Origin of the sequence: Sorangium sp. So ce1335 (genome assembly GCF_051521615.1) — a bacterium.
Lineage (GTDB): Bacteria > Myxococcota_A > Polyangia > Polyangiales > Polyangiaceae > Sorangium.
The window spans coordinates 8,433,746-8,457,593 of sequence record NZ_CP150363.1 but is presented as its reverse complement, the minus strand read 5'-3'; the positions used below and the strand labels follow the sequence as shown (position 1 = coordinate 8,457,593).

Genomic DNA, 23,848 nt, shown 5'->3' with positions numbered 1-23,848 from the left:
CCGCGGGCGGGCGCGTGAGCCGATGGCCGCTGGTGCGCTCGAACGATGGGCTCGCGGTGGCGGCGGCCCTGTCGCGACGCGGGGCGGCGGCGCACATGATACGATGTGCGGATGTCCGGAGCTGGGCGACGGGGAGGGCAAATGGTGGTCTCTTTACGAACTCGGTCGGGTGAAGCTCGGGCGCGCCGGAGCGCTGCTGGCTTGCTGGCGATCGCGATGGCCGCGTTCGGATCGGGGTGCGCGTCGAAGGAGCGCAGCTTCGTCGACAGGCCCGGAGCTGGGGGGGCCGGCGCCGCAGGGGGGCCGGCCGCTTTGGGAGGGGGTGGCGGCGGGAGTGGCGGCGACGGGGCGGGCGGCGGCGCTGGCGGCGCCGAGGTGGGCGGCGGCGATGGGGTTGGCGGCGGCGCTGGCGGCGGCGCTGGCGGCGGCGGCGCTGGCGGCGCTGAGGTGGGTGGCGGCGGGGCTGGCGGCGATGGGGTTGGCGGCAGCGGCGGGGGCAGCCCCCTGGAGTGTTCTCCCGAGGAGACGCGGTGTGCCGGCGAGCTCGTGGAGGTGTGCGGCGGCGACGGGCGCTGGCGACCTGCCGGTTGCGCGGGGTGGTGTGGCGCGCGCTCCGAGGCGGCGTGCGTCGTGCCGCCGAGCTGCCGCGGGGGCGGGCCTGGAGCGGGCGAGACCTGCGGTCCGGACCGGAACCAGCCCTGCTGTGCGAGCCCGCGTATTCCGGGCGGCAGGTACAACCGGAGCAACGACGCCGCGCATCCCGCGCAGGTGAGCGAGCTTCGCCTGGATCGGTACGAGGTCACGGTCGGACGGTTCCGCCGGTTCGTCGAGGCGTACCCCGAGAGCCGACCTCCCCGCGACGCGGGGGCTCACCCGAGGATCCCGCGAAGCGGCTGGGACAGTGCGTGGGACGCTCGCTTGCCGAGGAGCCAGGCCACGCTGCGGGATGCGCTGAAGTGCAACCCGGGGTTGCACTCCTGGACTGACGACGCGGGGGAGAACGAGGCCAGGCCGATGAGCTGCGTGAGCTGGTTCGTCGCGTTCGCGTTCTGCGCCTGGGACGGCGGGCGGCTCCCGACGGAGGCGGAGTGGAACTACGCGTCGGCCGGAGGGAGCGAGCAGCGGGTGTATCCGTGGGGCAACGCGTTTCCGAACGCGACGTACGCCGTCTACGACACGTCCGGCAGCGCGGTTGTCGGCGCGCGGTCGCCGAGAGGGGATGGCCTGTGGGGGCAGGCCGATCTCGCGGGGAACCTGTGGGAGTGGACCCTGGATTTCGAGGGGCCTTACGTCGACCCTTGCGTCGATTGCGCGAACGTCGAGGGGGGCACGGCGCGGGTGATCCGCGGCGGGAGCTGGTGGCAGCCCGAGGCGAAGGACATCTCGACGCCGCTCCGGAAGGAGTGGGACCCGTCCGATCTCACGGACGCGCTCGGGTTCCGGTGCGCGAGGTCGCTGTAGCGCCGGCCGCCTCGTGCGGCCGGCGTCGTGGGGGGCCGCTCAGGGGGAGATGACGTAGATGACCGAGAGGGCCACAACGAGCGTCGCGGCTGCGAGCGCGATGAGCTTGGGCATGGTCCAGTCGTCTTCGGTCCTCGTGTTGTCTGTGCTCATCGGGTGCCTCCGCCGTGCTCTCCGCGCGCCTCGCGCGCGCCCGTCTCCTGGCAGAAGGCGGACTCGTCGTCAACCCTGAGCCGGCCGCGACGGACCGGGCCGCTCTCAGGCGGGGGTCTCCGCCGCGATGGCGGCCGCGACCGTGCCCTGTCCGCCCGCGTGGATCACGGCGAGCCTCACCACCTCCGGCAGCAGGTCGGCGAGCAGGTCGCGCAGCGACGTCCGGTCGAGCTCGTGGCGCTCGATCCAGTCGAGGCTGGTCGCCTCCACGAACCCGATCCACCCCCGGAGCGCCACGCGGAGCGCCGGGGGGCGCTCGGCCACCGGCACATCGGTGAGCAGCTTGTCGAGGAAGCGGCTACGCGTCTCCTCGATGATGGCGAGCACCTCGGCGTCGGAGCCGATGCCGCCCCGGAAGACGGCCGCATAGGAGATCCCCTGTCGCTCGACGTAGGCGAGGTACGCGTCCAGCCCGGTGCGCAGGCGCTCGTGCATCGGCACATGGTCGACGTCCAGCGACCGCTCGACGAGCTCGCGCGCCGCTTCGCGCAGGACGGCGATATAGAAGTCGCGCTTGGTCGGAAAATAATGGTAGAGAAGACCTTTCGAGATGCCAGCGGCCTGCGCCACCTCGTCGATGGCGACATCGTCGTAGGCTCGCTGGCTGAAGAGCTCGAGGCCCAGCGCGAGCAGTTGCGCGCGGCGTGCGTCGAGGTCGAGCCGCTGCCGGGGCGGCTTGCCCTCGACGCGCCGTGACGTCGCGGCGCGGGCCGGCTTGCGTGTCGAGATCATGAGTGGGGCGTACTTTACGCTTCGATTGAACCGGGTTCAATCTCGGCAGAAGCGGTGACTCTGCTTCATGTTGTGCGTGGGCGGCAGGAGCCGCCGTCGATCCCTGGGTGGGCGGCGTTCTGCCGCTCTTCACGCCGGCTCGATGCGGATGCCGGGTCGAGGAGGCGTATCCGCCGCGGCGCCCCTCGCCGCCGCGCGTCACCGCCTGTTGTGCGGGCGTCCCCGTGGCGCGGCTGTCGGCTTCGTCTTTGCTCCGGTGGCGCCCTCGCGCTGTGCATTCACGCGATGTGCAGGAGGGAGACATGCAGCCTCTCACGATGTCCGCTCTGGGCGCGATCCTCCTCGCGACCGCGCTCGCGCGCGCCGCGTTGCCCGAGCGTCCGGCCCGCCCGCTCACGGCGTCGTTGAGCGGGCGCGACGAGGTCCCTGGACCCGGCGATCTGGACGGCAGCGGGACGGCTCGTCTCTCCCTCGATCTCGCCCGCGGCGAGGTCTGCTTCGACCTGGCGGTGGCCGGGATCTCCCCTGCGATCGCGGCGCGTGTTCACGAGGGCGCGGCCGGCCGTGCTGGCCGGGGCGTGATCACGCTGATGCCTCCGACGGGCGGCAGCTCCACCGGCTGCGTGCCCGCGGCTCGCGACGACCTGAGGGCGTTGCTCGTCGATCCGGCGCGCTATTACGTCGCCGTCCGCACCGCCGATTTCCCCGAGGGCGCGTTGCGAGGCCAGCTCTCCTGGTGAGCGCTTCACGGCGACGGATGTCCTGATGTCGTGTCGCCGGACACCTGTTGTCGTGATGCGCTGGACGGTGGACGCCCGGCGAGCCCCCTCTCCGGGCGCCGGGCAGCTCGGAGCTCCCCCGCTCCGCCTGCCAGCCAGCTAGCCGCCCCAGAGCAGCTTCTTCAGCCGGATCTCCGTGATCTTCCGCTGCTCCTCCGCAGCGATCACCCTCTCTTCCTCCGGCGTGTGCTCCAGCCGCTCCCGCAGCGTCCCGAGCATCTCCTCCGCGCTCTTGCCCGTCGCGCACACGATGTAGATGAACCCGAACTTCTCATCATAAACGCGGTTGTTCCGCGCGAGCTCCTCCCGCGTCTCCTGCCCCGCCGCGCTCATCCCCGCCTGCTCCTCTCTCGACAAGCGCGCCGCCGCCGCGCTCGCCTCCGCCTGCGGCCTCGTCTCCCCGATGCGCGGGTGCGCGCGGAACGCCTCCAGCCAGTCCTCCGCGCCGAGCCGCGCGAACGCCTGCGCGGCCGCCGCGAGCAGGTGCTCCTCGTCGCGGAACGGCCGCGCTGCCGCCACCTGCGCGGCCCACGCCGACGACCCGCACGCCACGCGGAGCTCCGCCGCCGCCTCCGGCTCCGTGAGCGCGTTCAGCCAGCGGAGCCGCTGCACCGCCGCCCCGCCCCGGGTCGCCCTCCCGAGGACGCGGAGGCGGCTCACGCCGCCGTCAGGATAGATGTTCAGCCGGACATGCGTGAACGGCCCCGCCGCGCGGAGCTCCTCCTCGAAGAGATGACGCGTGTGCGCCTGGAGCTTCGTCCGCGGCACGATCTCCCGCCAGTCGCCCGCCCCCGCGAGCTCCTCCGCCGCGCGCCCCGCCGCGTCGATCCCCTCGATCATGCAGCTGTCGGGGTAATTGCCCTTGAAGTGGTTCGTGTCGACCTCGATCCGGCCTATCTCCCCCTGGGCCGCGAGCGCCACGAGCGCCCAGTCGTACCCGGGTCCCCGCCGGCGCCGCGTCTCCCAGCCCTCTCCCATGTTCGCCGCGCGGCCGGGCATGATGAGGTTGTGGCGCACCCCGAAGAACATGTCGCTGCACGAGAGCACGCTGGCCCCGTTCTCCGCGGCCGCCAGGTCGATCTCCGCAGAAGGCCGGTCGAGCCGCCGCCAGTCGGGGACCGCGTCGCCGTGCACCCGGAGCCGCGCCACCCCGCCGTCCGGATAGATGTTCAACCGCAGGTGCGTGAACCGGAAGGGGCAGCTCACGGCGAACGCGTTCTGCGCGTCGCCCGCGAGCGGCGAGCGCGGCAGCACCTCGACCCAGTGCGTCTGCGGATCGAGCAGCTCGTCGACCCGCGCGTCGGGCCGCGCCGCGCACGCCTCGATGGAGCAGTGCTCCGGGTAATTGCCCCGGAAGAACGCCGTGTCGACGATGACCCCGCGGAGGATCCCGGGGATCCCCAGCCGGACGAGGCACCAGTCGAACCCGGGAGTCCGTCGCCTGCGCGTCTCCCAGCCGTCCATCCATTTGCCGCGATCGGTGTACTCGTGCTCGAGAAACACCGGCTTCGACGCCCTGAGCAGGTTCTCCTTCGGCGCGAAGAACTCGTCGTTTGCGGCGAGCACCGCGCCGCCCAGGCGCTCCGAGGCCAGATCGAGCGCCTCCGTGAACGCCGGCCCCGTCACCCCTCTCGCTTCAACCATCGCCCTCTCGCCTCCCTGGCGAAGCCACCCCGCTCATAGACCTTCTCGCCGCGGAGGTAGGTGGCCTGCACGACGCCGTGGAGCTCCTCCCCGGCATACGGCGTCACCTTGTGCCGGTGCTGGATGAGCGGCGGCTCGACCCGGAAGGTCGCCTCGGGATCCCAGATCACGAGATCCGCGTCGAACCCTCTCCGGATCTCCCCCTTGCGCCGCAGCCCCGCGAGCCGCGCCGGCCCCTGGCACAGCCACGCCGCGAGCCGCTCGATCGGGATGCCCCGGCGCCGGGCGTCGGTCCAGACGATCGACAGGCCGAGCTGCAGGCTCGAGATCCCGCCCCAGGCCGCGTCGAAGTCGCCGGCCTCGAGCCGCTTGAGCTCGGGGGTGCACGGCGAGTGATCGGAGACGACGAGCTCGATGAGCCCGCCCTGCAGCGCGGCCCAGAGCTCCTCGCGGTTCTCGCGCTCCCGGATCGGCGGGGCGCACTTGAACGGCGTCGCGCCGTCCGGGATCTCCTCGGCGGCGAAGTGCAGGTAGTGCGGCGTCGTCTCGGCGGACAGCGCGGCGCCGCCGTCGCGCGCCCGCTCCAGGATGCCGAGCGCCGTCGCCGACGAGAGGTGGACGACGTGCGCCCGCGCTCCCGTCGCCTGGCAGAGCGACGCGAGCAGGGCGATCGCCTGGTCCTCCGCCTCGCGCGGCCGCGAGCGCAGGTAGGCGGCGTACGTCCGCGGATCGAGGCCGGCGACCGCCGCGCGCGCCGCGTCGATCGGGCCGGGGAGCTCGGCGTGGACGAGCAGCGGCGCCCCCGTGCCCGCGAGCACCTCGAGCGCGGCCCGCAGGTCCGCCTCGGCCACGTGGCCGAACTCCGCGACGCCCGAGTCGACCATGAAGCACTTGAACCCGAGCGCGCCGGCCTCGAGGAGCGGGAGCAGCTCCCCCGCGTTGCCCGGGACGGCGCCGCCCCAGAAGCCCACGTCGACGAGGCACCGGCCTTCGGCCGCCCGCGCCTTCTCCTCGAGGTGCGCGACGGTCGTCGTCGGCGGGACGCTGTTGAGCGGCATGTCGACGAGCGACGTGACGCCGCCCGCGGCCGCCGCGCGCGTCGCCGTCTCGAACCCCTCCCACTCGGTCCGTCCGGGCTCGTTGATGTGCACGTGCGCGTCGACGAGGCCGGGCATCACCACGGCGCCCTGCGCGTCCACGACGGGGCAGCCCTCCGGCGCCTCGTCGTGGCCCGCGACGTCGACGATCGTGCCGCCCTGGATGTGCACGGAGGCAGGTCGCACGGCGCCCCCGGTGACCACCCGCAACCCGCGAACGATGAGGTCCGGCGTCATCAGGGACTCGAGGGTACCACGTCACCGGCCGGAGCATGGCGGGCGCCTGTCGCCTGGCCGTGGGCGCGTTTCATGCCCGTTTCATGCCCGTTCCATGCGCCTCTCATGCGCCTCTCATGCGCCTCTCATGCGCCTCTCATGCGCCTCTCATGCGATCGATGAGCTCGGCGAGCGCCGCGCGCATGGCGTCTTCCGAGGGCGCGCGGTGGCGGCGGCCGTGGCCGGGGAGGACCCACGTGAACCGGTGCTCGAGGAGGCGTTCCATCGAGCGGATCTGCTCCGTCCAGGAGTACCAGCACACCTCGCGCGACGCGTCGAGTCGACCGGTCTCGCTCGAGGCAGAGAGGTGATCTCCGGTGAAGAGGTACCGGTCCCGGACGAGGAGCGCCACGCTGCCGCGGGTGTGGCCGGGGACGGGGATCAGCGTGAGATCCGGGGCGAGGGCGATGGGGTCGAGCCCCTTGATCTTCACCTCGGAGAGGGCGGTATCGTCCTCGACGTCGGCCTCGTGGATCACGCGGTCGCAGCCGAACGCGTCGCGGAAGAGCCGGTGATCGGCGACGTCGTCGCGGTGGGTGAGCACGAGGGTCCGGACGCCGCCGAGCTCGCGGATGCGCTTGAGGAGCGGCCTCGCGGCGCGGGGCGAGTCGACGAGCACGTTGCCCTCGGGGCGCCGGATGAGGTAGCTCGCCGCGCCGTAGGAGGACTCCGAGGCGTAGCCGCAGTAATAGACGTCCTCGTCGATCGGCTCGGGGAAGGCGGTGGCGGCGGCGGCCATGCCCTGCCGGTCGGCGGTGCCGATGGAGGCCGTGGGGCACGAGACGAGCGCCATGGCCGCGCGGAGGTGCTCGTCCGGCGTGGCCGGCTGGCGCGCGACGACGCTCCGCTCGACGGCGGGCGCGCGCGCGAACAACGAGGGGGCGATCTGGCGGCAGGTGTCGCAGTCGATGCAGCTCCTGTCGACGAAGTAATCGCCGGGGGCGTTCTCGGGCAGGCGGTCTTCGGGGCGAGCCATGCTTCGTTCAGGATGACACGCGGGCGTCCGGCCGCCGCCGGTCCGCGGTGGCCTGGCGCTCCGGCGCGCTCGGTTTTGCGCCGGATTCCCGCCGTATTCGCCGGCTTCTAGCCGTACGCGCCGGATTCCAACCGGATTTGCCGGATTGGCCGGATTCCCGCCGCGTCCAGCGCGCCTTGCGACCCGTGCGTCCGGGCGCCGCGCTCGTGCGCTGCTTGAGCTCCCGCCGCCCAGCTCTTACTGTGCGCGCGTGAGCGCCGCTGACCGAGCTGCGCCGCGCGAGGGCGGCGCACAGGGGAGCAGCCCCGTTCCCTGGGACCCGCTCTTCCACGAGAGGAGCCGGCTGTACTGGCCCATCCGTCCCATGGCCGAGGCGTTCGCGGGGAGCGCCGCCTGGCCGCCGGTCGAGGCGTACAACACGGCGCTCGGCGACGCCTTCCCCGTGCGCTTCGCCGAGCAGGCGCCGCGGCCGCGGCGGCGCAGGCGGCGCGGCCCCGTGGATCCGGCGGCGCTCTACGACGCGCGCATCCACGTCGAGGGGTGCGTGCCCACGCGGCCGAGGAACTGGCACGACTTCCTCAACATGCTCGTGTGGGCCGCGTTCCCGCGCGCCAAGGCGGCGCTCCACGCCCGCCAGCACCGCGCGATCGCCGCGCGCCTCGAGCCCGGCGCGGCGGCGCTCCCCCCGGCGCGCACGCGCGAGCTCGACGGGCTCGCGCTGCTCGACGAGGGCGGCCTCCTGCTGCTCCACGACGCGCGCCGCGCGCCGCTCGCCGACGCCGCCGACCTGCGCCGCGCCGCCGACGAGGTGCGGGACGCCGTCCAGCGCGGCGAGGCCGCGGCGCTCGTCTTCGGCCACGCGCTCTACGAGAGCCTCCTCCGGCCCGGCGCGCTGGTCCACGCGCTGGCGCAGCCGCTCCCGTGCGACGCCCCGCTGCCCACGGCGCCGTCGGCGCTCGTCGCGCTGGCCGACGCGCGCCTCTGCGACGCGCTTCGATCGCCGGGCACCTTCGCGCACCCCGACCGCAGCGCGCGCCTCCCCCTCGACGAGCGCGTCCTCTGCGGGTGAGCCCCGCCGCGGCGGGGCAGGGGAGGCGGCCAGCGCGCCAGCGCGCAGCAGGGCTGTGCATTTTTGCACAGCCGGCGCGCGCATTTGCCGCCTCCCGGGTACGCTGCGGCCGGCGCATGCTCGCGCGGCGTGGCCGGGAGATTCGCACCGTGATGAGCTGGGACGACCTGCGGTACCTGCTCGCCCTCTCCCGGGCGGGCTCCCTCGCCGGCGCCGGCCGCGCGCTCGGCGTTGATCACACGACGGTGGGCCGCCGGGTCGAGGCGCTCGAGGCGTCGCTCGGCGTGCGGCTCTTCGTGCGGTCGCCCTCGGGCTACGCGCTCACGAGCGAGGGGCTCGGCCTGATCCCCGACGTGGCCCGGGTCGAGGAGGCGATCCTCGCCATCGAGCGCGGCAGCCTCGGGCGCGACAAGCGCCTCGCGGGCACCGTGCGCGTCACGGCCGCCGAGGCGTTCGGCAGCCGCTTCCTCGCGCCCCGGCTCGGCGCGCTCCACGCGGCGCACCCGGGGATCTCGGTCGAGCTCGTGACCGCGATCCGCGCGTTCGATCTCTCCCGGCGCGAGGCCGACATCGCGGTCCGGTTCTTCCGCGCGACCGAGGGCGGCCTCGTGGTCCGCAAGGCGGGCGTCGTCGGCTGGGCCGCCTACGCCGCGCGCGCGTACATCGAGCGCCGCGGCGCGCCCACGGTGGCCGATCTGCCGGCGCACGCGCGCATCGGCATCGAGGCGCCCGGCGCGATGCCGCCGGAGCACGTCTGGTTCGAGCGCATGGCCGCCGGCGGCCCCTGCGTGTTCCGCAGCAACAGCACCGCGTGCATGCTCGGCGCGGCGCGCGCCGGGCTCGGCGTCGCGCTCCTGCCGTGCTTCATCGGCGATCTCGAGCCGGACCTCGCGCGCGTCGCGCTGCCGGACGAGCCCCGCCGCGCCGTCTGGCTGACCGTGCACCGCGACCTCCAGCACACCCCGCGCGTGCGCGCGGTGCTGGACGCGATCGCGCGCGTGGTGGCCGAGGAGCGCGCCCTCCTCTGCGGCGACGCCCGCCCATCCGGGCCTCCCGCAGGCTCGGCCGGGGGCGGGAGCGCCCCTGCCGCGCCCCGCAAGCCCCGACGAAACAAGGAGACGAAACGATGACCACCGCCCCGCTTCACCTGTACATCGGCAGCAAGAACCTCTCGTCCTGGTCGCTCCGGCCCTGGCTCGCGATGTCGCAAGCGGGCGTCCCGTTCGAGGAGCACGTGATCCCGTACGAGCTCCCCGACTGGGTCGACCGGGTGGCCGAGCGCTCGCCGACGCGCAAGGTGCCTGTCCTGCGCCACGGCGATCTCGTCGTGTGGGAGTCGCTCGCCATCTGCGAGTACGTCGCCGAGGTCTTCCCCGGAGCACGGCTGTGGCCCGAAGGCCGGGAGGCCCGCGCCGTCGCGCGCGCGGTCAGCGGCGAGATGCACGCGGGCTTCGCCGACCTGCGCCGCGAGCTGCCGATGGACATCGCGCGGCGGCACCCGCGGCGCGCGATCTCGGACGGCGCCGCCCGCGACGTCGCGCGCGTCCTCGAGATCTTCCGCGACAGCCGCGCCCGGTTCGGTCAGGGCGGCCCGTTCCTGTTCGGCGCCTTCTCGATCGCGGATGCGATGTTCGCGCCCGTGGTGACGCGCCTGCTCTCGTACGACGTCGCGATCGACGAGGTGGCGCGGGCGTATGCGGCCGCGATCACGTCGCTCCCCGCGATGGCGCGCTGGTCCGCGGCGGCCGCGGAGGAGGTCGCCAAGAATCCGCACATCACAGCGCCCGCTGGCAGCTCGTACGCGAAGGCGGCGGGCGGCGCGGCGGGGAACACCGCGCCGCCCTGAGCGTGCGCGAGGCTTGCGGGGCAGGGCGCGTCGCCCCGAAGATGGCGCCGCCATGACACCGATCCGACTCTACGACCTCCAGATGTGCGACGATCGCCGGCCGAGCCCCTTCTGCTGGCGCATCAAATACGCGCTGGCCCACAAGGGTCTTCCGTTCGAGACCGTGCCTGTCGCGCTGACCGATATCCCCACGATCGCGGGCGGCGCGCACAAGACCGTGCCGATCATCGAGGACGGCGGCAAGACGGTCTGCGACTCGTGGGCGATCGCGGACCACCTCGACGAGGCCTATCCGGACAGGCCGCGCCTCTTCGGCACGCCGGCGGAGCGCGAGCTCTGTCGCTTCGTCGAGGCGAGCCTGTTCGTGAGCGCCGGCAGGCCGCTCCTCCGCGCTTACCTCAAGGACGTCCACGACCACGCGTTCGAGCGCGATCGCGGCTACTTCCGGCAGAGCCGCGAGAAGCTGTTCGGCTGTACGCTGGAGGAGATGGCCAGCGCGCGCGCCGAGCAGCTCGACGCCGCGCGCGCGGGCCTCGAGTCGGTGCGGCTCACGCTGAAGGGCGGCGCGCCGTTCCTCTCGGGGGCGCACCCCGGCTTCGCGGACTACATGGTCGCGGGCTTCCTGCTCTGGATCGCCTCGATCGGCACCGCCCCGTTCCTCAGGAGCGACGACCCGCTGCTCGAGTGGCTCGGCCGCGTCCAGGACCTGTATGGCGGCCTCGGCCGGAGAGGCCCGTTCTACGCGATCGCCGCCTGAGCGGCCGCCTCTTCAGGGCCGCCGCGCCGAGAGCGCGTAGACGAGCGGCAGGCGGCGCCCGAACTTCTTCATGCGAAACCGCCCCGGCGGCCCTTCCTCCATGTCCGGGAAGATGTCGTAAGGCGACCAGTCGAGCTCGCGGAGCCGCTCCAGCGTGAGCCCCGCGTCGAGCAGCGCCGTCACCACCGTCCCGATCCCGTGGTTGAAGCCGACCTCCTGGAGCGTCACGGACGCGTCGCGGTCGGCGTACGTGCCTGTCTCCTCGGTGTGGATCGGCTCCCCGTGCCCGTCGTACGCGTACGCGACGCGCTCGAACGCGTCGTCGAACATCCACACGACCGGGTGGAACTCGATGAGGTGAAGCACGCCCCCCGGCTTCAGGCACGCCGCGGCCGCGCGCGCCCAGCACCCCATGTCCGGCAGCCACCCGAGGACACCGTACGAGGTGAAGACGATATCGAACGTCTCCCCCCCGAGCGCCGCCGGGGCGTCATAGGTGTTCGCCTCGACGAAGCGCGCGTCGAGCGAGAGCTCCTCGGCGAGCGCGCGCGCGGCCTTGATCGCCTCGTCGGAGAGGTCCAGCCCGGTGACGCGCGCGCCGAGCCGCGCCCACGAGAGCGTGTCCTGCCCGAAATGGCATTGCAGGTGCAAAAGCGTCTTGTCGCGCACGTCGCCGACCTGCTCGAGCTCGATGGGCTTGAGCGAGCTCGCGCCGGCCCGGAACGAGGCCAGATCGTAGAACCTGGAGGCCAGATGGACCCGCGTGCGCTCGTTCCACGCGGCGCGGTTCAGCGCGAACCAGTCGGCTTCGGCCATGGCGAGACCCTATCACGGCGTCCGCGGCGCTGTCGCGCTCGCGGGGCCCTGGACGGGCGCCCCGCGCCGCCCGCGCGCCGGGGGCCGCGCGCCCCCGGGCTCACCACCTCACGTTGCAGGTCGCCGCTCCATCGCGGCCGCGCTCACTGCGGGGCGGCCGCCTTCGGGTCGTAGCCGAGGCTCGGCGACAGCCACCGTTCCACCTCCTCGACCGTCATCCCCTTGCGCTTCGCGTAGTCCTCGACCTGATCCCTGCCGAGGCGCCCCACCATGAAATACCGCGCCTCCGGGTGCGCCAGGTAGATGCCGCTGACGCTCGCCGCCGGCAGCATCGCGCACGTCTCGGTCAGCTCGATGCCGACCGAGGTCGCGTCGAGCAGCGAGAACAGCTTGCGCTTCTCGGTGTGATCCGGGCACGCCGGATACCCGAACGCCGGCCGGATCCCGCGGTACTTCTCCTCGATGAGCTCCTCGTTCGTCAGCGCCTCTCCCGCGCCGTAGCCCCAGTCCTTGCGCGCCCGCGCGTGGAGGAGCTCCGCGAACGCCTCGGCGAGCCGGTCGGCGAGCGCCTTCGCGATGATCGCGCTGTAGTCGTCCTTGTCCTTCTCGTACGCGCGCACGACCTCATCGAGCCCGAGCCCCGCCGTCACCGCGAACGCGCCCACGTGGTCGGCGAGCCCGCTCTCCCGCGGCGCAACGAAGTCGGCGAGCGACAGGTACGGCTTCTGGCCGCCCACGGCCTTCTCGCCGTCCTCCTCGGCGGCGCCCGCGCCGCCGGCGGCCTTCACCTGCTGCTGGCGCAGCATGTTGAACCGGACGAGCTCCCGCGCGCGCGCCTCGTCCTCGTAGAGGACGATGTCCCGCTGCTCCCCGCTCGCCGGCCAGAACCCGTAGACGCCCCGCGCCTTCAGCAGCGAGCCGTCGATGATCCGCTGAAGCACCTTCTGCGCGTGATCGAACAGCTCGCGCGCCGCCTCGCCGTACTGCGGGTGCTCGAGGATCTGCGGGAACGGCCCCCGGAGCTCCCAGGCGGTGAAGAAGAACGTCCAGTCGATGTACCTCGCGATCTCCGAGAGCGGGACGTCGTCCACGACGCGCCGCCCCGTGAACGACGGCGTCGCGATGTCCTCGGGCCGCCACGCGACCTTGAGCCGCCCCTCGTCCGCCGCGGCGAGCGTCACGAGCGGCTTCGCCCGCTTCCGCGCGAAGAGCTCGCGCAGCTTGGCCTGCTCCTGCCGGTTCTGCGCGTCGAAGGCCTCTCGGTTCGCCTTGTCGAGCAGGCTCGACACGACGCCGACGGCCCGCGACGCGTCGAGCACGTGGACAACCGTCCCGCTGAACTCCGGCGCGATCTTCACGGCCGTGTGCTGCCGGCTCGTCGTCGCCCCGCCGATCAAGAGCGGCAGCCGGATGCCCCGCCGCTCCATCTCGCTCGCCACGCTGACCATCTCGTCGAGCGACGGCGTGATGAGGCCGCTCAGCCCGATCATGTCGGCCTTCTCGCTGAGCGCGGTCTCCAGGATCCTGTCCTGCGGCACCATCACGCCGAGGTCGATCACCTCGTAGTTGTTGCACCCGAGCACCACGCCCACGATGTTCTTGCCGATGTCGTGGACGTCGCCCTTCACGGTCGCCATCACGACCTTGCCCTGCGACGACCCGCCGCCCGAGGCGGCCTTCTCGGCCTCCATGAGCGGCAGCAGGTACGCCACGGCCCGCTTCATGACGCGGGCGCTCTTGACCACCTGCGGCAGGAACATCTTCCCGGCGCCGAACAGCTCGCCGACGATCTTCATCCCGTCCATCAGCGGCCCCTCGATGATGGAGAGCGGCTTGTCGTACTTCTTCAGCGCCTCCTCGACGTCCGCCTCGATGAAGTCGACGAGCCCCTTCACGAGCGCGTGCGACAGCCGCTCCTCGACCGGGCCCTCGCGCCAGGCGAGGTCGAGCTCCTTCTTCTTGCCCTTGCCCTTCACCTGCTCGGCGAACTCGACGAGCCGCTCTGTCGCGTCCGGGCGCCGGTTGAAGATCACGTCCTCCACCCGCTCGAGGAGGTCCTTCGGGATGTCCTCGTAGACCGCGAGCTGCCCCGCGTTCACGATGCCCATGTCCATCCCGGCGCGGATCGCGTGGTAGAGGAAGGCCGAGTGCATCGCCTCGCGGACCACGTTGTTCCCGCGGAACGAGAACGACAGGTTCGACACGCCGCCGCTCACGCGCGCCCCCGGGCACGTCGCCTTGATGATCCGCGTCGCCTCGATGAAGTTCCTGGCGAAGTCGTTGTGCTCCTCGATGCCGGTCGCGATCGCGAGGATGTTCGGGTCGAAGATGATGTCCTGCGGATCGAAGCCGGCCTCCTCGGTGAGGAGCCTGTACGCGCGCTGGCAGATCGCGACCTTCCGCTCCACCGTCTCGGCCTGGCCGGTCTCGTCGAAGGCCATCACGACGACGCCCGCCCCGTAGCGCCGGATGACGCTCGCCTTCCCGAGGAAGTCCTCCGTCCCCTCCTTGAGGCTGATCGAGTTGACGATCCCCTTGCCCTGGATGCACTTGAGCCCCGCCTCGATGACCGACCACTTCGAGCTGTCGATCATGATCGGGATGCGGGCGATCTCGGGCTCGGTGGCGATGAGGTTCAGGAACGTCGTCATCGCCTGCTCGGAGTCGAGCATGCCCTCGTCCATGTTGACGTCGAGGATGTTCGCCCCGCCGCGCACCTGATCGAGCGCCACCTCCAGCGCCGTCGTGAAGTCGCCCTTCTTGATGAGCTCCATGAACCGGGCCGAGCCCGTCACGTTCGTGCGCTCGCCGATCATCAGGAAGTTCGTGTCGGGCCGGATGACGAGCGTCTCCAGGCCGGAGAAGCGCCCGAAGCCGTCGCGCTCCGTGGGCACCGGCCGCGGCCTGAGCCGCGCCGTCGCCCGGGCGATCGCGCGGATGTGGTCCGGCGTCGTCCCGCAGCAGCCGCCCACGATGTTCACGAGCCCGCCCTCCGCGAACTCCGCGAGCAGCCGCGACGTCGTCTCCGGGAGCTCGTCGTACTCGCCGAACGCGTTCGGCAGGCCCGCGTTCGGGTAGCAGCTCACCCGCGCCCGCGCGAGCTTGGCGAGGTCCACGAGGTAGGGCCGCATGTCGGCCGCGCCGAGGGCGCAGTTGAGGCCGACGCTGAGCGGCTTCGCGTGCTCCACGCTCGTCCAGAACGCGTCGATCGTCTGGCCGGCGAGCGTCCTGCCGCTCCGGTCGGTGATCGTCACGCTGAGCATGACGGGCAGGCGCCGCCCCTTCTCCGCGAAGATCTCCTCCATCGCGACGAGGCACGCCTTCATGTTCAGCGTGTCGAGGAACGTCTCCGCGAGGAGCACGTCGACCCCGCCGTCGACGAGCCCGCGCACCTGCTCGGCGAACGCGCGCCGCAGCTCGTCGAACGTGACAGCGCGGAACGACGGGTCGCTCACGCTCGGCGAGATCGACAGCGTCTTCGGCGTCGGCCCCATCGACCCCGCGACGAAGCGCGGCTTGTCGGGCGTGCGCGCCGTCCACGCGTCGGCCGCCTTCCGCGCGACCTGCGCGGCCGTCAGGTTGATCTCGTAGGCGAGCGACTCCAGCCGGTAGTCCGCCTGGGCGATCGAGGTGCCCGTGAAGGTGTTCGTCTCGATGATGTCGGCGCCGGCCTCGAGGTACGCGCCGTGGATCTCCGAGATGACGTCCGGCCTCGTCAGCACGAGCAGATCGCTGTTGCCCTTGAGGTCGATCGCGTGGTCGCGGAAGCGCTCGCCGCGGTAGTCGGCCTCGCCCAGACGGTAGCGCTGGATCATCGTGCCCATCGCCCCGTCGAGGCACAGGATCCGGCTGTCGAGGATCTCTTCGATGCGCGCGGGGCGTTCGCTTCCGTTCATGGCTCTGCTCTTCTCCTGGGCTTCTTTACCGTGGGGGCTGCGGCCGCGGCGCCGCCGTTCTGCGGGGCGGGCTGCGCGGCCCGGGATTCCTTGTCGCCGGCCTCGCGGGCCTGCGTGGAGCGCGTGGCCGCGGCCACACCCTTCTTGCTTGCGTGGACCGAGATCACCTCGAAGTGAGGCGGGCGCTTCTCGCGCGAGGTCACGTCGCACGCGTCCACGTCGAGGCCCGCGTCCGCGAGCATGGCCTCGAGCTCGCGCGGCTCGAAGCCGAAACGCACGTGGCTGTACGTGACCGCCGCGAGCTCGTGCCGGTGCGTCTTCAGCGTCACGCCCGCGAGCGCGCCGCCCGGCCTGAGCACGCGGGCGGCCTCCGCGAGCGCGCGGGCGGGCGAGCGGGCGAAGGTCAGGCAGTTCATCAGCATCACCTGGTCGAACGACGCCGCCTCGAACGGCAGCTCGTGCATGTCGCCGCGCGCGAAGCGGACGTTGCCGAGCCGCTCGAGCCGCCGCCGGGCCGCCTCGATCACGGTCTCGCTCGCGTCGAGGCACGTCATGGTGCGGCACCGCGGCGCGACGAGCTCGGCTAGCGCGCCGTCGCCGGAGGCCACGTCGAGCACGTCGCCGAGCGACATCAGCCCGAGCAGCCCGCGCAGCGACGCCTCCCACGTCCGCCCCGGCGAGTAGTGCCGTTCCATGCGCCCGGCCACCGAGTCGGCCCAGCTCGCCCCGCCGGCGCGCGCCCGCACGACCTCGCGGACGCGCTCGCGGTCCTGCTCGATCAGCGGGTCTTCCGTCGTCGCCTCGAGCACCGCCCAGACCCGCCGCGCCTCCTCGGGCATCGCGCCGCGGCTCAGCGTGTAGAAGGACGACGCCCCGTCGCGCCGGTCCTTGACGAGGCCGGCCTCCCGCAGCTTGCCGAGGTGCGTGGAGACCCGGGACTGCGCGAGCTGCGTGACGTCGGTGATCTCGGCGACCGTCAGCTCCTCGCGGCCGAGCAGCGCCAGCAGGCGGACGCGGGTGGGGTCGCCGAGGAGTCGGAGGAGCTCGGTGGTGGCGCTGAGATCGGGCAACGGATATCTCCCAATCCGGATGAGCGGATGGCAGCCTGGCGGTCCCGTCGCCGGGCGTCAAGGGCTGCCTGTGGGCCGGCGTGATCGGCCGCCTCTGCCGTGAGCGAGCCGCCTCGTCGGGCGGCGCCCGGTCCCACACGGCCTCGCCGGTCCGATCGCCGGACCCTCGCTCCCCGACGAGCCTCTCGGCAGCGCCCGACCCCGGGCTTTCAGCGCGCCGGACGGCCGATCCGGGCGGTGCCGTACTCCGCTCGGGCTGAGGCACTGGCGGACATCGCTGGCGGTGCGTATCTTTGGCTAGCCCTGAGCACCCCACCCCAGGGCACGGCCGGCCGGGCTCACGCAGGGTCGACCTTCGACCCGCGGAGTGAGCGCCCCTCGGGAAAGAACCCGCTGACCCCCGCCGGACAAAGCACGCAGAGGAGATTCAGGATGATCACGATCACGCAGAAGGCAGCCGAGAAGGTGATGGAGATCGCGACGGCGGAGGAACTGCTGGGGCAGGGGCTGCGCCTGCGCGTCGTGGGCGGCGGGTGCGCGGGCTTCTCGTACGACCTCTACTTCGAGGACAAGCCCACGGAGTTCGACGAGGAGTTCGAGGACCGAGGAATCAAGCTCTACATCGACCCGTTGAGCTTCCAGTACCTGGACGGCACCGAGATCGACTACGTGGAGGGCCTCCACGGCTCGGGCTTCAAGTTCAGCAACCCGTCGGTGAAGAGCACCTGCGGTTGCGGCTCGTCGTTCTCCGTCTGATCCGGCGCTCGCCGGTTCCTCCGGTTCCGTTCGTTCCCCTGGGACCTCGCTTCCGTCCTGGCTCGCTCCGGCCTTTGCCGGAGCGGCCGACGTGAGATGCACACGGGCAGCCTGAGCGCTTCCGCCCGGAGCATCCGGATCTTCCCGGCTCTCTAGCCCATCCTTTTTGCCTCGGTGCTCGCGCGGGCGAGCCTGGGCCCCCGTGCGCCAAGGGTTCCCAGCCACGGTGTACAAGCTGCCCGCCCGGGGCGGCATGCCAACTGCATCGCAGTCTTGGTGGGCTGCTCCCTTCTGAATCTCGAACCAACCGCGCCGTCGGCAAGTGCCGGCGGGGCGATCAACGCGATCGAGGTCCGTCGCAAGGCGGCCTCGAGAGCAGGAGTCGAGGTCCGGCGCAGGCCGGCCTCATCAATTGAACCGGGGTCTTCGGACCTCGAAGGAAACCCTGTGCAAACGTCCCGAGATCAGGCCAGCGCGGTTTCGCGCTACATCACGCATGTTCGGCAGATCCCGGAGCTGTCGCGCGAGGAAGAGGTCGAGCTCGCTCGACGGTGGCGGGACCACGGCGACGAGCAGGCCGCGGCCGCGCTCGCGCTCGCGAACCTGAGGCATGTTGTCTCGATCGCGATCAGCTACCGGCGTTACGGAATTCCGCTCTCCGACCTCATCGCCGAGGGGAACTTCGGGATCGTCCACGCGATCCGCAAGTACGACCCCGATCGTGGAAATCGCTTCGTGACCTACGCGGCCTACTGGATCCGGGCGTACATCCTGAACCACGTCATCCACTCCTGGAGCCTCGTGGGCGTGGGCTCGGGTCCGCTCCGCTCGAAGATGTTCTTCCGGCTGCGGCGGGAGCGGGCGCGCATCGCCGGCCTCGTGGGCGAGGGGGAGGAGGGCGACCGCCTGCTGGCCGAGAAGTTCGGCGCGCCCGCGGAGAAGGTGCTGGAGATGGCCCACCGGCTGGAGGCCCGGGACGTCTCGCTCGACACGAAGGTGTTCGAGGACGGCGCCCGGTCGCTCGTCGACACGCTGCCGGCGGACGACCAGGACCAGGAGGAGCGCTTCTCCCGCGCCGAGGAGGGGGCGCTGCTCCGCGAGCGGCTCACCCAGGCGGTGGAGAACCTCGACCCGCGCGAGCGGTACATCGTCGAGACCCGGATGATGGCGGATCCGGAGGAAGAGCTGTCGCTCGCGGAGATCGGGCGCCGCCTTGGCGTGTCGCGCGAGCGGGCGCGGCAGCTCGAGGCGCGCGCCAAGAAGAAGCTGCGCGACCGACTCCAGCCGCTGGCGGCGTAGCGCCTTGCCACACGTGAGCGCCGGCCGAGCACAAAAGCACGGAGCCCCGCCGGGGCGGGGCTCCGTGGTCGCAGGGGACGTAAGCCGAGTTCTGTCGCGCGGGGGGTCGCCCCCCTCGCGCTGGCGATCATTCCTCTAGGGCGCGCGTCGCCACGCGCCTCAAGCAGCCAACCCGGAGGCCTGGGGCGGGCAGCCCTTGCCGCGACGGCTGTCGCCGCCGCGGACGCCTCCCTACGCGGCCTTGCTCCAGGTGGGGTTTGCCGTGCCGCCCTTGTTGCCAAGGGCGCGGTGGGCTCTTACCCCGCCGTTTCACCCTTGCCGCGCGGCGCGCCGGCGGCGGCTCGGAGCGCTGCCCTCGCGGGCAGGAGGCTCCTCGCCCTCGCGAGGCGCGCGGCGCGGCGGTCTGTTCTCTGTGGCACTTTCCTCGAGATCGCTCTCACCGGGCGTTACCCGGCACCCTGCCCTGCGGAGCTCGGACTTTCCTCCCGCGCCCGGGTTTCCCCGGCCGCCGGCGATCGCCTGTCCCGCTGCGACGTCGCGAACATAGCGAAGCGCTGGCCGATCGCCAACACCTCCGCGCGGGCGCGGCGCTGCGCTGGCGCGCGCTACGCCGGCCCGCGGGCGCTCGCTGCCGGCGAGCGGCGCGAGCGGGCGGTGTGCGACGGAGGCCGAAGAGGCGGCCTCCGGGGTGGAGCATCCCGCCGGCCCTGCCGGCCTCATGGCGCTGGAGCGGTCTCCCTCTCGTGGCGTTCTGTGACACCTGTGGCAATTCGCCCGGCCACGCACCGAGTGAATCACGCAGCGCACGACCCTCGTTCGGGCTCCTGGCGGACCTGCGGTATCGTCCCCGACGTCACTGGCGCCGTGTCGGACGCACGCGTCCCTGCCTCAGCGCTCCTCCGCGCTTCGCCTCACCGGCGACAAGGCATCTCTCCGTCAGGCCGAGAACCGGTATCGTGCCATGCGCCACGCGCTGTTCGGTTCATGCCGCCTGGCGGCGGCGAATTGCGCTCATGCCAGCTAGAATAAGGATCCGGTTGAGCGAGCGAGAGATGAACCGTCAAGACGCGAAGGACGCCAAGAAGAAGACAATGGCTTGGCGTCTTTGACGTCTTTGGCGTCTTGGCGGTTCCAAGTTCTGCTCGTTTGAGGCGGGTTCAACCCGTTTGTTGCTCTGTCAGCCGCCGCCGCGGCGGAGCTTCTGCGCCATCTGGGCGCCCAGCTCGGCGGAGCGGTTGGACGCGGCCTCGACCGCGTCGATCAGCGTGCGCCGGAGGCCGCCCGCCTCCAGCGTGTGGAGGCCGGCGATCGCCGTGCCGCCGGGGCTCGTCACCATGTCCTTCAGGCGGCCGGGGTGCTCGCCGGTCTCGAGCTGGAGCTTCGCGGCGCCGTAGACCGTCTGCGCCGCGAGCAGCAGCGCCGCGTCGCGGCCGAGGCCGACCTTCACGCCGCCGTCGGCAAGCGCCTCGATCATCAGCATGACGTACGCGGGGCCGCTGCCGGAGAGGCCGGTCACCGCGTCGAGCAGCGACTCGTCGAGCACGACCACGCGGCCGACCGCCTGGAACAGGGTCCGCGCGATCTCGACGTCGTCGCCCGTCGCGTGGCTCCCGGCGGAGATCGCCGTGGCGCCGGCGAGCGCGATGGCGGCGGTGTTCGGCATGCTGCGGATGACGCGCGCGCCCTCCGGCAGGCGCGCCTCGATCGCGTCGATCGGCACGCCGGCCGCGACCGAGATGACGACGTCGTTGCCGCCGAGCCCCGCCGCGATCGGGGCGAGGACGCGATCGACGATCTGCGGCTTGACGGCGATGACCAGGACGTCGGCCCACCGACAGAGCGCGTCGTTGTCCTGGGTCGTCTCGATGCCGTAGCGCTCGTGCAGGTACGCGAGCCGATCGCTCTTGAGATCGCTCGCCCGGACCTGCCCCGCGCCCACGGCGCCCCCCTGGAGCAGGCCTCGGATGAGCGCCTCTGCCATGTTCCCACCGCCAAGAAACCCGATCTTGCGCTCTCGCAACAGGCCCTCGTCGCTCCGCATCGCTCGCCTCCAGCGGCCATCCGCAGCGCGCACCCTAGCAGCCCTGCCGAGCTCGCGGCTCAAATCTCGACAGGCTGCCCTCCGCGGGCCGCGCCGCCGTGGACGGCGGGCCTGCGCGCCGGCGCGGGCCTGCGCGCCGGCGCGCGCGACGCCCGTCGCCCGGACGCGCCGGCGCGCGACGCTTGCTCGCCCGCCCTTGTCAGCAGGCCCCGGGACGTTATCTCTGCGGCGGAATGAACGCCGCGCGTCCCCTGTTCGCCGACGCAAGGACGGGGCCCCTTCGACTGCCCGACGGAGATTCCATGATTCAAGCCGTTTCCTCTCGCTCTCGCGCTTCGGTCGTCGCGCTGCTCTCGATGGCGGCGCTCTCGCTCGGCGGGTGCGGTCAACAGGCTCACGCCACGCCGCCCTCCACCCAGGCCGCCGCCGTCGCGGCGCCCGACGCTGCGCCGCCCGTGTCGACCGTGACGCTCCCGCCCGCGCCGGTGCCGGCCACCTTCGACGTCGCCGCGCTGTCCGAGCGGGTCCGGCCCATGGTCGTCAACATCACGACGACCCACGAGTCCGTGGGCCGCGAGGGGCTCGACCCCTTCGAGTTCTTCTTCGGCCCCCAGGGCGGCCGCGGCATGCCGCGCGGCCAGCGGCCCCCGCAGACGGCCCTCGGCACCGGCTTCATCATCGATCCGAGCGGCTATGTCGTGACGAACGAGCACGTCATCCACGACGCGTCCGGCGTCCGCGTCCGGCTCGCCGACGAGCGGGAGTTCGAGGCCGAGGTCGTCGGCCGCGACCCCAAGCTGGATCTCGCGCTCCTGCGGCTGAAGGGCGCGAGCGGCCTGCCCGTGGCGCCGCTCGGATCGAGCGAGCAGCTCCGGGTCGGCGAGCACGTGCTCGCGGTCGGAAACCCGTTCGGGCTCGGCCACACGGTCACGCTCGGCATCGTGAGCGCCAAGGCGCGCGCGATCGGCGCGGGGCCCTACGACGACTTCATCCAGACCGACGCCTCGATCAACCCGGGCAACAGCGGCGGGCCGCTGTTCAACTGGCGGGGCGAGGTCGTCGGCATCAACACCGCGATCCGCGCCGGCGCCAACGGCATCGGGTTCGCGATCCCGATCGACGCGCTGAAGGACGTGCTCCCGCAGCTCCGCGAGAAGGGGTACGTCGAGCGCGGCAAGCTCGGCCTGCTGTTCCAGCCCGTCACGCGCGATCTCGCCGCGGCGCTCAAGCTGGGCGCGCCGCGGGGCGCGCTCGTGGCCGAGCTCGAGCCGGGCGGCGCCGCCGCGCGCGCGGGCATCAAGCCGGGCGACGTGATCGTCGACGTCAACGGCGTCCCGATCCACCACGCCGAGGAGCTCCGGCGCAACGTCGCGCGCCACGCGCCCGGCTCCGAGATCAAGGTGACCGTCGTGCGCGCCGAGAAGCGGCACGAGATCGTGGCCAGGCTCGACGCGCTCCAGGACGAGGAGGGCGACGCGGCGAGCCGCCCGCGGCCGACCCAGGGCGCCCGCCCCGATCGGCAGCAGAGCGCCGAGAAGCTCGGCATCCAGGTCTCCGACGCGGCCGGCGGCGGGGTGCGCGTCGACGGGTTCGCGTCGGGCAGCGACAAGCAGGAGATCCAGGTGGGCGACGTGATCCTCGAGGTGAACGGCACCCCCGTGAAGGACGTCGCCGGGCTCCGCGCGGCGATCGGCAAGCTCAAGGACGGGTCGGTCGCCCTCCTCAAGGTGCGGCGCGGCAAGGTCGTCCAGTTCGCCGCCGTGCCCATCCACGCGCGCTGATCCCGCCCCGCGCCGCCGGCCTCCGCGGCCGGCGCGCTCCGCCTTCCCGCGTCATCCCACGCCTCGCCGCCTGCCGGCGTTCTCCTCCGGGCGCCCGGCGCCGCGCGCATCCTCCGCTTCCGCGCGCGCCGCTTCCGCGCGCGCCGCCTCTTCGAGCGCGCGCTTCTCCGCCTCGGTCTGCTTCACGCGCTCCTCGAGCACGTCGGTGCCGAGGTAGCGGAAGACGTAGACGCCCCCGACGAACATGCAGAGGAACAGCGTGAGCACGCGCCAGAGCACGACGTACGGCACGACGAACGCGCCCTGCACCCAGGGCGACATGAGCGCGTTCGAGCCGAGCTCGGCGACGCCGCTCGCGCCGGGCGTCGGGCTCATGTAGAGCGCGAAGTTGAGCAGCGCCTGGATCAGGATCACCTGGAAGATCGGCGGCCCCACCGAGACGAAGGTCGACGGCGTGGTCGGAATACCGAGCCCGAGCAGGATGAAGTAGGCGACCGCGAACCGCGAGCAGAAGAAGCCGAACGTCAGCAGCAGCGCGGCGGCGTAGGCGCGCTTGCCGCGGCGCATGTAGATGCGGAAGCCCTGGTGGAACTCGTCCACGCTCCGCAGCAGGCGCGCGGTCGTGCTGCCGGGCGCGGCGAGCGCGGCGTCGGCGCGGGCCCGCAGCCGCGGCACGCGCCGGGCGCCCAGCAGGGCGGCGCGCAAGAGCCTCCCGAGCGGCACCGAGAGCGCGCGGACGATCGCCTTGAGGAGCGGCGGGTACGCCGCCGCGGCGATCAGCGCGACGAGCGCCGCGCCGAACATGACGACGGTGAACAGCAGCAGCCACTCGATCTGCTGGCCCCCTTGCACCACGAGCATCCCGCTGTACCGCAGCGCGAAGATGGCCGCGGCGGTGAGCAGGAAGAACGTGACCGTGCACGACGCGGTGAGCAGCGAGGCCGTGGCCACGTCGACGAGCCGCATGCCGCCGTGCACGAGCACCGCGGCCTGCGAGGGCGCTGCGCCGGCCTGGCCCGGGGTGACCCCGGCGCAGAACATCAGCACGAACTCGGACGTCACCGCGGTGCGGACGCGGAGCTCGGGCCAGAGCACGCGCCCGAGGGACCAGATCCTGAGCCCCCCGAACACGCCCTCCTGCAGCGCCAGCACGGCGCCGACGAGCAGCCAGCCCGGCCGCACGTGCGCGAGCCCGGCGGCGAGGCTCGCCTGCTCGTCGTGGATCTCGCTGTAGAGCACGTAGGCGAACGACGCGAGCGTCAGCGTGACGATGAGCTGGATGCCTCGGATCAGGGTGGCGCGGTTCATACGGGGGCGCGCGGTCGGGGCGATCGCGGGC

The 23,848-nt window shown here is 72.6% G+C and carries 18 protein-coding genes and 1 other RNA gene; 9 read left to right on the top strand and 10 right to left on the bottom strand.

The features are described 5' to 3' along the window. Positions 1-717: 717 nt before the first annotated feature. Positions 718-1,461, top strand: a complete 744-nt coding sequence (locus tag WMF24_RS31210; RefSeq protein ID WP_437738878.1) for a formylglycine-generating enzyme family protein — start codon at positions 718-720, stop codon at positions 1,459-1,461. 258 nt (positions 1,462-1,719) lie between these two features. On the opposite strand, the gene WMF24_RS31205 is transcribed toward WMF24_RS31210, so the two are convergent. After that, entirely contained in the window at positions 1,720-2,406 is a 687-nt protein-coding gene (locus WMF24_RS31205) for a TetR/AcrR family transcriptional regulator (protein ID WP_437731065.1), read from the bottom strand. Between the two features lie 302 nt (positions 2,407-2,708). Here WMF24_RS31205 and WMF24_RS31200 point away from each other — a divergent pair, with 302 nt between their 5' ends. Then, entirely contained in the window at positions 2,709-3,146 is a 438-nt protein-coding gene (locus tag WMF24_RS31200) for a CHRD domain-containing protein (RefSeq protein ID WP_437731064.1), read from the top strand. Positions 3,147-3,284: 138 nt separating this feature from the next. Here the strand turns inward: WMF24_RS31200 and WMF24_RS31195 are convergent, their stop codons facing one another. The 3 genes from WMF24_RS31195 to WMF24_RS31185 all read right to left on the bottom strand — a co-directional run bounded on the left by WMF24_RS31195 (position 3,285) and on the right by WMF24_RS31185 (position 7,178). Continuing rightward, positions 3,285-4,829, bottom strand: coding sequence for an allantoicase (locus WMF24_RS31195; protein ID WP_437731063.1), 1,545 nt, complete (start codon positions 4,827-4,829; stop codon positions 3,285-3,287). Further along, positions 4,808-6,163, bottom strand: a complete 1,356-nt coding sequence (allB, locus tag WMF24_RS31190) for an allantoinase AllB (RefSeq protein WP_437731062.1) — start codon at positions 6,161-6,163, stop codon at positions 4,808-4,810. The genes WMF24_RS31195 and allB overlap by 22 nt, the downstream gene beginning before the upstream one ends. A 136-nt stretch (positions 6,164-6,299) precedes the next feature. Beyond that, positions 6,300-7,178, bottom strand: coding sequence for an MBL fold metallo-hydrolase (locus tag WMF24_RS31185; RefSeq protein ID WP_437731061.1), 879 nt, complete (start codon positions 7,176-7,178; stop codon positions 6,300-6,302). A gap of 250 nt (positions 7,179-7,428) precedes the next feature. Here WMF24_RS31185 and WMF24_RS31180 point away from each other — a divergent pair, with 250 nt between their 5' ends. The 4 genes from WMF24_RS31180 (at position 7,429) to WMF24_RS31165 (ending at position 10,850) form a co-directional block, all read left to right on the top strand. Continuing rightward, positions 7,429-8,247 carry a DUF3025 domain-containing protein gene (locus WMF24_RS31180; RefSeq protein WP_437731060.1) on the top strand — a complete coding sequence of 273 codons (819 nt, stop codon included), beginning with the start codon at positions 7,429-7,431 and terminating at the stop codon, positions 8,245-8,247. 152 nt (positions 8,248-8,399) lie between these two features. Next, positions 8,400-9,377, top strand: coding sequence for a LysR family transcriptional regulator (locus WMF24_RS31175; protein ID WP_437731059.1), 978 nt, complete (start codon positions 8,400-8,402; stop codon positions 9,375-9,377). Continuing rightward, positions 9,374-10,093 carry a glutathione S-transferase family protein gene (locus tag WMF24_RS31170; RefSeq protein WP_437731058.1) on the top strand — a complete coding sequence of 240 codons (720 nt, stop codon included), beginning with the start codon at positions 9,374-9,376 and terminating at the stop codon, positions 10,091-10,093. The genes WMF24_RS31175 and WMF24_RS31170 overlap by 4 nt, the downstream gene beginning before the upstream one ends. A gap of 52 nt (positions 10,094-10,145) precedes the next feature. Further along, a complete protein-coding gene (locus tag WMF24_RS31165) occupies positions 10,146-10,850 on the top strand; it encodes a glutathione S-transferase family protein (RefSeq protein ID WP_437731057.1) in 705 nt (234 codons plus the stop codon). 12 nt (positions 10,851-10,862) lie between these two features. Here the strand turns inward: WMF24_RS31165 and WMF24_RS31160 are convergent, their stop codons facing one another. The 3 genes from WMF24_RS31160 to WMF24_RS31150 all read right to left on the bottom strand — a co-directional run bounded on the left by WMF24_RS31160 (position 10,863) and on the right by WMF24_RS31150 (position 16,632). After that, the gene (locus WMF24_RS31160; protein WP_437731056.1) at positions 10,863-11,666 is read right to left on the bottom strand and encodes a class I SAM-dependent methyltransferase; all 804 of its coding nucleotides are present in this window, start codon (positions 11,664-11,666) and stop codon (positions 10,863-10,865) included. A 143-nt stretch (positions 11,667-11,809) separates the two neighbouring features. Continuing rightward, complete coding sequence (metH, locus tag WMF24_RS31155) at positions 11,810-15,562, bottom strand: methionine synthase (protein WP_437731055.1); 3,753 nt, start codon at positions 15,560-15,562, stop codon at positions 11,810-11,812. Further along, positions 15,559-16,632 carry a metalloregulator ArsR/SmtB family transcription factor gene (locus WMF24_RS31150; protein WP_437731054.1) on the bottom strand — a complete coding sequence of 358 codons (1,074 nt, stop codon included), beginning with the start codon at positions 16,630-16,632 and terminating at the stop codon, positions 15,559-15,561. Before WMF24_RS31150 ends, metH begins: the two co-directional genes overlap by 4 nt. A gap of 432 nt (positions 16,633-17,064) precedes the next feature. Here WMF24_RS31150 and erpA point away from each other — a divergent pair, with 432 nt between their 5' ends. Beyond that, positions 17,065-17,388: an iron-sulfur cluster insertion protein ErpA gene (erpA, locus tag WMF24_RS31145; protein WP_012238498.1), complete on the top strand. Its 324-nt coding sequence runs from the start codon at positions 17,065-17,067 to the stop codon at positions 17,386-17,388. 447 nt (positions 17,389-17,835) lie between these two features. Further along, positions 17,836-18,687, top strand: coding sequence for a sigma-70 family RNA polymerase sigma factor (locus tag WMF24_RS31140; protein WP_061609350.1), 852 nt, complete (start codon positions 17,836-17,838; stop codon positions 18,685-18,687). 66 nt (positions 18,688-18,753) lie between these two features. Here the strand turns inward: WMF24_RS31140 and rnpB are convergent. Together rnpB and proC are read right to left on the bottom strand one after the other, a co-directional pair. Then, positions 18,754-19,218: RNase P RNA component class A (gene rnpB / locus WMF24_RS31135), an RNA gene on the bottom strand. Between the two features lie 646 nt (positions 19,219-19,864). Beyond that, a complete protein-coding gene (gene proC / locus WMF24_RS31130; protein ID WP_437731053.1) occupies positions 19,865-20,728 on the bottom strand; it encodes a pyrroline-5-carboxylate reductase in 864 nt (287 codons plus the stop codon). Between the two features lie 302 nt (positions 20,729-21,030). On the opposite strand from proC, the gene WMF24_RS31125 reads away from it, so the two are divergent. Beyond that, entirely contained in the window at positions 21,031-22,509 is a 1,479-nt protein-coding gene (locus WMF24_RS31125) for a Do family serine endopeptidase (RefSeq protein WP_437731052.1), read from the top strand. Between the two features lie 51 nt (positions 22,510-22,560). On the opposite strand, the gene WMF24_RS31120 is transcribed toward WMF24_RS31125, so the two are convergent. Then, positions 22,561-23,817 (bottom strand): lysylphosphatidylglycerol synthase transmembrane domain-containing protein, encoded by a 1,257-nt coding sequence (locus WMF24_RS31120; protein WP_437731051.1) that lies wholly within the window; start codon positions 23,815-23,817, stop codon positions 22,561-22,563. Positions 23,818-23,848: the final 31 nt, after the last annotated feature.